Consider the following 10888-nt stretch of genomic DNA (forward strand, 5'->3'; position numbering starts at 1 on the left):
GCCCACGTATTGGGGGCTTTTGCGTTTCCGCTCAAGCGAGGTGGAAAGTGCTCTTTTGGACAAAACTTGTCAACGGTTTTTTTTCAAATTACTTTGAAAACTATGAAACACACCACATTTCGCTCCATCGCGCCGCTTCTTGCCGCGCTTATCATCATCGCATCCTTGGCCGTCGCCGCTGCTCCGGCGCATGCTGACGAGGCTCCCCTCCCGTACAGGTGGGAGTTGTACTCCATGCCGTCAGACAGCCAGAGCACGCTCCTTGCCGTCTTGTGGATCACTCCTCCTGCCGGCACCCATGCTTATGGCAATCCCGCCGGCGACACGGGGCTGCCCACAACGCTGACCATGGCGGTGGAGGGTGAAGAGCCGCTCCCGGCGTTGTATCCTCCCGGCGACAAACAAAACGACATCTACGACCCGACAAAAACAGTTTTCGTCTACGAGCACGAAACGCCCATTTTTATGCCCCTTCCCGCACAGGTGGTGGAGCATGCCGACGCGCCACTCTCGGGGCGGCTGTCCGCGCTGCTGTGTTCGGACATCAACTGTCGCCCTATTAATACGGACATCACCCTCGACCTGAGCACGGCCGCCCCCGCGGACCTGCCAAGCGCCAAGAGCGCGGTCTGGTGGCCCCTGTATAACAGCCTTGCCCAAGGCGGCGACCCGGCGGCCGGCGACATTGCGGCGCCCTCCCCTGTCCTGTCGCTGACCGGTGACGCGAAGCCAGCCCCAGCGCCAGAGTTCCAGCCGCGCTATTTTAGCCCCGGGCTGGAGGTCACCAGTATTGGCAAAGCGCTCATCTTCGCCTTTATCGCCGGGTTCATCCTCAACTTCATGCCCTGCGTTCTGCCGGTGGTCAGCCTCAAGGTCTCCGCCCTGCTGGGCGGCGCGGGCGCAGAAAACGAGGCCCAACGCATCCACGCCTTCCGTGAGCACAACGTGTTCTTCTCCCTTGGCATTTTGCTCTACTTTGGATTCTTGGCCGCTGTGCTCAGCGCCCTTGGGCTGGCGTGGGGACAACTGTTCCAACAGCCGGGACTGGTGCTTGGCGCTACCGCCGTGGTCTTTGCCCTGTCCCTGTCACTGTTCGGCGTCTTTGACCTGCCGGTGGTGGACCTCAAAACCACCAACCCGTCGGGCAATCCGCGCATGCAGGCGATGTTTACAGGCATTCTTGCCACGTTGCTGGCCACCCCGTGCAGTGGACCGTTTCTTGGCGGCGTACTGGGCTGGGTGCTCCTCCAGCCGCCAGTGGTCATTGCCGCAGTCTTCCTGAGTATCGGCCTTGGCATGAGCTCGCCCTTCCTGCTTATGGCGCTGCGCCCCGGCCTTGCCACGCACTTTCCGCGTCCCGGCGGCTGGATGCGCTACCTTGAGGCAGGCGTTGGGCTGTTCCTTATGGCAACATGCGTCTACCTGCTCAGCATTATTCCCGAGGCATGGCTCATCAGCGCCCTTGCTCTGCTGTGGGTTGTGGCTGTGGCCGCATGGATGTGGGGCAAGTGGACGAACCTGTCCCAGTCGCGCATCAAGCGCTGGTCCATCCGCAGTGTAGCCGTGGCGCTGGTGCTCATCGCTTGGCCGCTGCTTATGCGGCCCGCAGCGCCAAACCCGTGGCTGGGCTACACTCCCGCGGCCTTCGAGAGCGCCCTTGGCGAAACGCCCATCGTTCTGGACTTCACCGCCGACTGGTGCCCTAACTGTAAGGCGCTAGAAAAGACCACCCTCACAAACGACAACCTGACGCGCTGGACTGAGGAATGGGACGTCAGCTTCATGCAGGCGGACCTGACGGAATCGAACCCCGAGGCCATGGCCCTGCTGCGCAGTCTGGGCAGCCAAAGCATTCCCGTGGTGGCCATCTTCCCGGCCGGGGAGGACGCTACACGGCCCGTGGTCCTGCGCGATATCTTCACGGAGTCGCAAATGGACGCCGCACTGGCCGAAGCCCTTGGCGCGCCGTAGCCCTGCCCCGTCACCAAACGCACAAAGGGCGCGGAATATTCCGCGCCCTTTTTTGTTCCGTCAGTCCCCAGCCGCACTCAGACAAGCGGGCCGCTACGAATCAATGCACACAATGTCGTGCATGTCACCGGTCAGGCTGACGCCGCCATCCGCAGTGACTTCAAAGGTATTCTCCACACCCACCATACCAACGCCGGGGATGCCAAACTTCGGCTCCAGCGCGAGGACCATGCCCTCCTCCAGCGGCGTGCGGACCTTTTTCGCCACAGGCGGAAACTCATCAATCACCAGCCCGATGCCGTGCCCCACAAAGGGCACCTTGTTGTCACCAAGGCCCATAAATCCACCAGCAAGCCCCTCGCGCTCCGCCCACGCGGCGCAGTGCATATAGAGGTCTTCGGGGATGGCGCCGGGGCGCAGGTTTTCGGCCAGCCAGTCCTGCACATTTTTGCAGAACTCATGCCCCACGCGCACGGCCTGAGGCACCTCATCCGGCGTTCCGGCAAAGTAGACCTGCGTTTTGTCCGTCACATACCCTTCGAGGCAAAAGCCAATATCGCAGGCGAGCACCTCGCCCCGCTTCCACACCTTGCCCGCGTAGCCCATGACCGGAATGGCCGGATGCTCGCCGCGCAGCCCAAGGGGACCGTTGAAAACGCTGGGGTAGTTGCCGCTGTCTCCAGCCGCCACATGCCCAAGAAACGTCTCCTCGCCAGGATTCCCCATACGCAGGGGACCGCCGTGCCCAAGCTCGAAGAAGACGTTCCACGCCGCGTGGGAGACCTCCCGCTCGGTCATGCCCGCGTGGAGCATCTCCGGCAGCACCTCGGCAAGGGCGAAGTTGTGCCGCTCGCCGCACAGACGCATCTTGGCAAGCTCCCACGCCGTCTTGCGCGAACGGGCGTAGCCCAGCGCAGCGTCTCCCGGCAGCAGTGTGACGCTCGCAAGGGCCGAGCGCAGCTTGTCGCCCATGGTCCATGGCAGGCCGTTCATTTCCACGGCCACCGTCGACGCCAGCGTGCCCCCGCATTCCGCCACCGCCCCGGCTATGTCGCGGTAGCTGCGGTATGGCGCCATGGCGGCAACGGACGATTCCAGCCGCGCCCGCTCCATGCCCTTGCGCACAAGGAGCACGGGCTCCCCCTCGCGCGGGAGCCAGAACAGACCGTTCATCCACGAGCCGGACAGCCAATAGATGGCCGTACGCGATGTTGCCAAAAAGCCGCCCGCCTCGGGGGTCATCTGCGCAAGGGCCTCGCGGCAACGCTGCCAGCGCAGCGCAAGTTCCTCGCGCGGTATCGTTTCAAGCGCCGTTGTCATAGTGATTCTCCTTGGCAGATTCACCAAAATTTTCTCATGCTCTGCGAATGGCCCGTCATACGCCACAATGAACTGCATACGCAACCACTTGCACGCATTGGCATTCCCTGCCGCGCTTGCCATGGCTCCCGCGCTAGTATACGAACTCCCGTCCGCACAGCGACACTTTCCCCGGGCGCTTCGGCCCGCAGTACAGTATATTCGTCCCGACACGAGCATCCATCAGGAGGACATATGGATTTCGACTGGCTCATGAAAGCCAGAGACTACCTGCGTGTGGCCAGCCATACGCCCGGTGATCTCAAGATTAAGGTCAACCCCGCCATCCTTTCCGCCCCCGGCTTTTCCGGTCTGCCCAAGTTCGACGAACTGCCAAGCGGCATCGACGACGTGAAGGTAAACATCTTCACCCAGACCATCCACGTGCGCTACCAGCCAGACGTCATCCCCACGGAGCTGCTGGACGAACTGCTCTCCACCACGGATACCCAACGCGCCAAGGCCATTGCTACAGACCTGCAAACCCGCCTCGGCGTCACGCTCCTGTCCTAGACACGCTGCGGCACTCTGCCAAACACCATCCGGGGCCGCCCCGCGGCCCCTTGAATTCCCGGACGATTCCGCTACAGTCCGGGCTATGAAAGCCGTCACCACCCCCCGCACCCGTCTGCTCAGGAATATTTGTTTAGGCGCAGCCTGCGTCATCCTCCTTGGCTGCACCAGCTCCGACGCCTACCGCCTTGCCCGCATTGCCACCAGTGGCGACCCCGCCGCCGTGCAATCCCTTGCCGCGGAAAAGGCCGCCCGCTACGCCGCCAATCCCAAAAAGCTGAAGGCCGACATCCTCGCCTTCAAAAAACGCATTGAGGAATTCCGCGACGCCATCGACGGCGTGTGGGGCAAAAAAGAACGGCGCGAACCTACGCCAAAGACCTACGTCAAATATACCGAGGGCTACAAATCCCGCGCGCTGGTGGACTTTGACGCAGGGCGCGTCACCGTGGAAACGGTGGACACAACCGCCCCGCTGGACAGCCTGAAGCAGGCTGTGGTGGCAACGGTCCTCGCCCCGGGCGACCCGCGCGCCGTGGACCTCTACTCCGCGGGCGAGGTCACCTACGGCGCAACGCCCTTCCTGTACAAGGAAGTGCTGGATCAGGACGGCAAGGCCATCCGCTGGCAATGGCGCGCGAACCGCTTTGCGGAGCACCTTGTCAGCACCTCCCTCTCCACGCGCCGTCTGGACAACGGCCACGGCACGGCGCGTTCGGTCAGCTTTCCGCTGGTCAAGGACCACCTGCACATCCGCGCGCGAAAGTACGCCTCCCTTGTGGCCAGCCGCAGCAAGCGCTTTGGCGTCAGCCGCAACCTCATCTACGCCGTCATCAAAACGGAAAGCGATTTCAACCCCTTTGCCGTCAGCGGCGCGCCGGCCTTTGGCCTGATGCAGATTGTGCCCACCAGCGCGGGCGCGGAAGTGAACCGCATGCTCCACGGCAGCGCCACGCCGCCCAGCCGGGACTTCCTGTTCAAGCCGGACAACAACATCACCTTTGGCTCCGCCTATCTGCACATTTTGGATACGCGCCACCTCGCCAAAATCACCAACCCGCTCACGCGCGAATATTGTGTCATCGCCGCCTACAATACGGGCGCGGGCAACGTGCTGCGTACCTTTAGCTCCAACCGCTCCACAGCGGTGCGGCGCATCAATGCCATGCGCCCGTCCGAAGTCTACGCCAAGCTGCGCGCCCACCTGCCCTACGCGGAGACGCGCCGCTACATCAAAAAGGTGCTGGACGCCAAAAAGCTCTTTATCGGCGCCTGACCCACGCCCAAGGGCGGCGACGTCACGGCGGCCTACGCACCCCTGCGACCAGTACCGCCCTTCCCCCCTCCGCACGCAAAAGCGCCGCGCCCCGGATACTCCGGCGGCGCGGCGCTTCTTTTGCGGTGTCTGGCCCCTTTCGCGGCTAAAAGCACCCGGAGGGCGGCAACGGCAATCGCACGCGCATGGTGGTTCCTTCCGCCTTGGTGGACGTGTAGGAAATACTGCCCCCAAGGGTCTGCACCACAAGGCGCGCGCAGTATGCGCCAAGGCCGGTGCCTTCCTTCTTGCCCTCGGTGATGAACTTGTCGAACAGGGTATCGCGAATCTTGTCCGGCACCATGCCCATATTGTGCACGCTGACGCAGCAGCTCTTGTCCTCGTCAAAATGAATGTGCACGCGCTCACCCGGAGGCGAGGCTTCCACGGCGTTTTGTACCAAATGATAGAGCAGCGCCCAGCACAGGAGCCGCTCGCCAATCACAAAGAACCCCGCTCCCGGCCCGGCCAGCACGCCGCGGATGCGGATGTCCGCCTTCACCTTGTGTGCGGACAGTGTGGTCTCCAGCTCGGTCAGCACCTCGGCCAGCAGGGGCAGCAGGTCGATGCGGTCGGCCTTTACGGTATAGGCGCCACGCTCCATGCGGTACATCGCCAGCGACAGGTTGATCATATTCAGCATGGTATTGCCCGAGTGCTCGATAACACGCAGGCTTTCCACCTGATCATCAGTCAGATTTTCATCATCCTGCAGCAGGTTGGCGAGGCCGACCACGGCGTTGAGCGGCGACTTGAGATCGTGGCGGGTGATGCGTTCCACTTCCTCGCGCAGGTTCTCCGCCATTTTACGCTCCGAGATGTCCACCTCAAAGCCCATGGACGACAGGACATTGCCCTGCCCGTCACGAATCTGCTTCACGCTTTTGGACACCCAAAACGTGGAGCCATCAGCGTGGCGGACAAGGCATTCAAAATCATCCACCGCGCCCCGTTCGGCCAGCGCACGTTGCAGGGCGTCGCGCTGCTTCTGGTCGACAAAAAGCTCGCTCGGGTCCTTGACGCCCAGCTCCATTTCATCGGGCGAGGCAAAGCCGTACATCCGCGCAAGGCGCAGGTTCACGTGCTCGAAGCGGCCGCCCGTTCCGGTCTGGTAGATGCCAACGGGAGCCGCGTCGAACAGCGCACGGAACTGCTGCTCCGCCTTCTTTCTGTCCTCCCAAAACTGCATGCCCTGCGACATGTCCTCGCAGAACATGAGCACAAGGTCCGGCGGGCACGCGGCGTAGGAAAAGCGCATGTGCAGACGGCGCGCAGGCTGGGTGCGCGTAGTGTAGCGCATCTCGCGCACAATGCGCTCGCCGCTGTGGTAGGCACGTTCAAGGTCGAGGGAAATTTCAGGATGGTCGGGATAGAGATTGGTACTGGTGAAGCCGATGCGGTTATTGGAGGTGGTGCCAAAGAAGTTCACGGCCTCGGCGTTGAAGTCCACAAGCACAAACTCGCCGTCCGTATAGCGCCACGTTACCGTCGGAAGGGGAATCCCGTTGAGGAGCGTTTGATACTGGCTGCTGCCCAGCGCATCGGCCACACCCATCCCCTGCTCGCGCCTCTGGGGAGGGCCGGGCAAGGTGTCGCCATTGCGCCGTCTGGCCGCTTCGCTCTTGTCTTTTGGTTTCAAGGCGATAAGAACGCCCTGCTCCATCTTGGGACCACTGGGCATCGCGCTTCCCCGCATCAACTGGACTTATGGCATTTCAACTCCTTGGAACAGACAATCGGCAATTGTTATCTGTAATACCACGAACAGCCCATCGTCACAAGCGGGCCGTGGGTTTCCGCTGTTGATAACAGGGCTAAACAACGGGCAATATGCGCCCGCAATTATGGCGCGCCGCACAAAAATGGCGGCTGACGGGCAGATGCTACGGACGGGAGAGGAGCGCCGCGCACCGGGGCGTCACGGCAAGGATGAGCAAAAAGACGGGGAACAGGCTTCCGGCGGTGAGGTCATACTCGGCCACCAGCGCGGCAAGGGGCCTCTCAAACACCAGCCGACCAAGGCCGAGGTGCAGGGCAACGGACAGCGCCGCCCACATCACCCCCAGCCGCCAAAGCAGGGCGGGCGCGGCGTCAAAGCGGCGCAGCAATCGGCGGGTCAGCACCAGCACGCACGCCGTCAACGCCACCAAGTGCACATACTGCGCGCCCGGCCCCAGCGCAGGCTGGGTCCACGCCGCGCGCACCGCACCGGACGCCGCCCCAAGCAGGACAAATCCCGCCCAGAGCAGCATCCCACGAAGAAAAAACGCCGTGTGCACGGTTACTCCATCAGGGTGTAGTCCATGCGCCGGCGGCATGGCGTGAACCCTGCGGACTCCACCAGATGGCGCAGTTTGCCCTCCGGCAGGCGGAAGTGCACGCCAGCGGCGGCCACCACGTTCTCTTCAATCATGGTGGAGCCAAAGTCGTTGGCGCCCCAGAACAGCGCAAGCTGACCGATAAGCGGTCCCTGCGTCACCCACGAGGCCTGCACGTTGTCGATATTGTCCAGATACAGGCGCGAGAGGGCCAGCATTTTGAGGTATTCCTCACTGGATGCCTCCGGGCGCGGCAGGCGGGTGTTGTCCGGCTGAAAGGTCCACGGGATGAACGCCGTAAAGCCGCCCGTCTCGTCCTGCAGGGTACGCAGGCGGTCCAGATGCTCAATGCGCTCCTCAATGGTTTCGCCCTCGCCAAACATCATGGTCGCGGTGGTGCGCAGGCCCTGAAGGTGCGCCTCGCGCATCACCTCCAGCCACTGGTCCGCCGTGGCCTTGCGCGGCGAGACGTCCTCGCGCACACGGTCCACAAGGATTTCCGCGCCGCCGCCGGGGATGGAGTCCAGCCCCGCGGCCACCAAGCGGCGGATGACTTCGCCGTGCCCAAGGCCACTCTCCTGCCCCAGGTACCAAATCTCGGACGGCGAAAAGCCATGGACGGCCACCTGCGGGAAGCGCTCCTTCAAAAAGGACAGCATCCCCTCGTAGAATTCCATGTCGAGGTCCGGATGCATGCCGCCCTGCAGCAGAATCTGATAGCCGCCAAGGTCCACGGTCTCCTGCACTTTGGCCGCAAGCTCCTCGCGGCTGAGGACGTAGCCGCCCTCGTCGCCCGGCGCACGGAAAAACGCGCAGAACTTGCACCCGGAGATGCACACGTTGGTGTAGTTGATATTGCGGTCAACGATATATGTCACCCGGCTGTCCGGATGCTTTTGCATCCTGCGGGCATGCGCCATGCGGCCAAGGCTGAACACCGATTCCTGCTTCAGCAGCGCAAGCGCCGCCTGCGGAGTCAAACGCTCCTGCATATTTGTCTCCCTCCCGGGTTGCTTGACGATTACGACAAATTCACGGACAACAAAGGCCCGGCGGGCCAGACATTGGCGCATCCGAAAGATTTTCGCAACCATGGAGTCGCGGATGATTCTCTTCGACGACACGCTCAAAAACCTGCTGTCGCAGGTTCGGACCATTGCCATCATCGGTGCCAAGGACAAGGCGGGGCAACCCGTTGATATGGTGGGACGCTACCTCATAGAGGCCGGCTTTACCATCTATCCCGTGCACCCCAAGCGCACTGGCGTCTGGGGGCTTGCCACCTATCGCAGTCTTGCGGACATCCCCGGGGAGATTGACCTTGTTGATGTTTTCCGCGCCCCCGCGTATTGCCCGGACCACGCCCGGGAGTGCGCCGCACTGCCCAAGGCCCCGCTCCTCTTCTGGATGCAATCCGGCATCGTCAGCAACGACGCCGTGGATATACTGAACAACACGCCGACCAGCGTTGTGCAGGACCGCTGCCTCATGGTCGAGCACAGGAGACTTCTTCGATGAACAAGGACGTCAAGGCGTTCGAGTGCCGCATGTGCGGCCACTGCTGCAAGGGAGAAGGCGGCATCGTTATGGCCGCCAAGGACCAGCGCCGTCTGGCCGACCATCTCGGCCTGCCGCTTGAGGACTTTCTCTCCCGCTACACCCGCACCTGCGGCGGCAAGATTATCCTCATCACCGGAGACGACGACTACTGTATCTTCTTCCGGCAGGGCGAAGGATGCCACGTTCACCCCGGACGCCCCGACATTTGCCGCGCGTGGCCCTTCTTTAAGGGCAACATCGTAGACGCCATGAGCTGGGAAATGATTCAGGAATACTGTCCCGGCGTCCGCGCCGAGGCCGGACACGACGAATTCCGCAGGCAAGGCATCGAATACATCAAAAGCCTGAACATCGAGTGCGACGACAACGACGCGCCCGAGGCACTGACGAATATCATCCCGTCCTGAACCACCATACACCGGGGGCCCTGTGAACGTCCGTGACTGTTACAAGATTCTTCGTCTCAAACCCGGGGCGTCCTTGCACGAGGTCAAATCCGCCTACCGCAAAAGGGCCTTCGAACTCCACCCGGACCTCAATCCCAACAACCCCAACGCCGCAACGGATTTTCAGCGCCTGAACGAAGCCTACGTCATCCTCACCGAGGCGCTGAAGGACCAGCCGCAGGAGCCGCCACGCAGCCGCAAAACCTCCGCCAGCGCAGGGCAAAAGGCCAAAGCATCACGCGAGGAAGGCGCACGCCGCTACAAAAAGCAGTCCGAGGCCAAGCCCCCGCCACCGCCACCCGGCGGCGCACGCCAAAAGCCCCGGCGCGAGGCCGAGCCCTCCGGCGGCTTCCACTTCAAGCAGGAAGACGTGCTGAAAAACATCCTCAACGACCCCTTCGCCCGCAAGGTCTTTGAGGACATCTACAGCCAAATCAAAAAATCCGGCACCGCCCCGCGCCGCAACGCCACCGTCAAGAACCGCAGCCTCAGCCTGCGCCTTGGCAGTGCGGAGATGAACCTCAACCTGCGCGGCGGCCCGGTACAGTGGGTCAAAGGCTGGTTGCAAAAGCAGATGGACGACGAGCAGACCGTCCATCTCCTTCCCAGCCAGCTTTTGCCCGGTTGCGTCGTGCGCCTGCAAATCCGGCGTGGATTCTCGGACAAGCCCATGACCATTGAAGTGCCCCTGCCCCCGGATTTCGTGGCAGGCCGCCCGCTGCGTCTGCGCGGCCTTGGCCGCAAGATAGGCCCCATCAAGGGCGACCTGTACCTCCGGCTGATGGCGCGCTAACCGGGCGTGCACCCTGCTCGTCCACAGCCCGCACGCCGCACACGGCACGGCGCACAGCCCCGCGGGCATGGCGTCAATTTTGTCCGTAAGTGGAGCAGCTTATCACATGGTGCCCCGCCCCGCGAAAAGCCTTTACGGAGAAGGGGCACACCCCTTTCAGGGGATGCAGGACACTGTGCGCGCCACCACGCACAATGAAAAAAAGATTTGAAATCCTCCTTCGTCCATGCGAGGGAAGCGGTCACGCCTGCGCTCAAGCATTGAGCACAGGCCCACGAGAGTGAAGAACAGCAAAGGAGGGTGTTTCATGGCCGAGACTATCGACGAAATCACAATCAATTGGGAAGACGAAGACGGCCGTCTTGTCGTCAAGGAACTGAAAAAGGAAGTCCTGACCAAAGGCTCCTGGACCACCATCGTCTTCCTGTATCAGGAAATGGACAAAAGGACCGAAGAATACAAGGCCCCCAAAGTCCGCGTAGGACGCTACCAGAAGCGTGGTGGGCACTACATCCAGCAGTCCAAGTTCAATATATCCTCCGCCAAGCAGGCGCGTCAGCTCGTGGACATTCTGTCCAGCTGGTTCGACGATATGGACGCCGCGGCCTCCTAA

11 protein-coding genes are annotated in these 10888 nt (G+C 62.3%); 7 read left to right on the top strand and 4 right to left on the bottom strand.

Annotated features, from left to right (window positions below):
* Positions 1 to 102 precede the first annotated feature (102 nt).
* Positions 103 to 1971 (top strand): protein-disulfide reductase DsbD family protein, encoded by a 1869-nt coding sequence (locus ACY69P_RS09110; protein ID WP_462327239.1) that lies wholly within the window; start codon positions 103 to 105, stop codon positions 1969 to 1971.
* A gap of 93 nt (positions 1972 to 2064) precedes the next feature.
* Here ACY69P_RS09110 and ACY69P_RS09115 read toward each other — a convergent pair whose 3' ends face one another.
* Positions 2065 to 3291: a M24 family metallopeptidase gene (locus ACY69P_RS09115; RefSeq protein WP_462327240.1), complete on the bottom strand. Its 1227-nt coding sequence runs from the start codon at positions 3289 to 3291 to the stop codon at positions 2065 to 2067.
* Positions 3292 to 3525: 234 nt separating this feature from the next.
* Between ACY69P_RS09115 and ACY69P_RS09120 the strand changes: the two genes are divergently transcribed.
* Together ACY69P_RS09120 and ACY69P_RS09125 are read left to right on the top strand one after the other, a co-directional pair.
* Positions 3526 to 3843 (top strand): hypothetical protein, encoded by a 318-nt coding sequence (locus ACY69P_RS09120; RefSeq protein ID WP_459899003.1) that lies wholly within the window; start codon positions 3526 to 3528, stop codon positions 3841 to 3843.
* An 85-nt stretch (positions 3844 to 3928) separates the two neighbouring features.
* On the top strand, positions 3929 to 5119 hold the full coding sequence (locus ACY69P_RS09125) for a murein transglycosylase domain-containing protein (protein ID WP_459899001.1): 1191 nt from the start codon (positions 3929 to 3931) through the stop codon (positions 5117 to 5119).
* 145 nt (positions 5120 to 5264) lie between these two features.
* On the opposite strand, the gene ACY69P_RS09130 is transcribed toward ACY69P_RS09125, so the two are convergent.
* The 3 genes from ACY69P_RS09130 to mqnC all read right to left on the bottom strand — a co-directional run bounded on the left by ACY69P_RS09130 (position 5265) and on the right by mqnC (position 8468).
* Complete coding sequence (locus ACY69P_RS09130) at positions 5265 to 6839, bottom strand: sensor histidine kinase (protein ID WP_462327241.1); 1575 nt, start codon at positions 6837 to 6839, stop codon at positions 5265 to 5267.
* 202 nt (positions 6840 to 7041) lie between these two features.
* The gene (locus ACY69P_RS09135; RefSeq protein WP_462327242.1) at positions 7042 to 7437 is read right to left on the bottom strand and encodes a hypothetical protein; all 396 of its coding nucleotides are present in this window, start codon (positions 7435 to 7437) and stop codon (positions 7042 to 7044) included.
* Between the two features lie 2 nt (positions 7438 to 7439).
* Entirely contained in the window at positions 7440 to 8468 is a 1029-nt protein-coding gene (gene mqnC / locus ACY69P_RS09140; protein ID WP_404844379.1) for a cyclic dehypoxanthinyl futalosine synthase, read from the bottom strand.
* Positions 8469 to 8580: 112 nt separating this feature from the next.
* On the opposite strand from mqnC, the gene ACY69P_RS09145 reads away from it, so the two are divergent.
* The 4 genes from ACY69P_RS09145 to ACY69P_RS09160 all read left to right on the top strand — a co-directional run bounded on the left by ACY69P_RS09145 (position 8581) and on the right by ACY69P_RS09160 (position 10888).
* Positions 8581 to 8994, top strand: a complete 414-nt coding sequence (locus ACY69P_RS09145; RefSeq protein ID WP_404844378.1) for a CoA-binding protein — start codon at positions 8581 to 8583, stop codon at positions 8992 to 8994.
* Positions 8991 to 9443 carry a YkgJ family cysteine cluster protein gene (locus ACY69P_RS09150; protein WP_404844377.1) on the top strand — a complete coding sequence of 151 codons (453 nt, stop codon included), beginning with the start codon at positions 8991 to 8993 and terminating at the stop codon, positions 9441 to 9443. The genes ACY69P_RS09145 and ACY69P_RS09150 overlap by 4 nt, the downstream gene beginning before the upstream one ends.
* A 22-nt stretch (positions 9444 to 9465) precedes the next feature.
* Positions 9466 to 10275: a DnaJ domain-containing protein gene (locus ACY69P_RS09155; protein WP_462327243.1), complete on the top strand. Its 810-nt coding sequence runs from the start codon at positions 9466 to 9468 to the stop codon at positions 10273 to 10275.
* A 307-nt stretch (positions 10276 to 10582) separates the two neighbouring features.
* Positions 10583 to 10888, top strand: a complete 306-nt coding sequence (locus tag ACY69P_RS09160) for a hypothetical protein (protein ID WP_404844375.1) — start codon at positions 10583 to 10585, stop codon at positions 10886 to 10888.

Source organism: Desulfobaculum sp. (assembly GCF_054921475.1).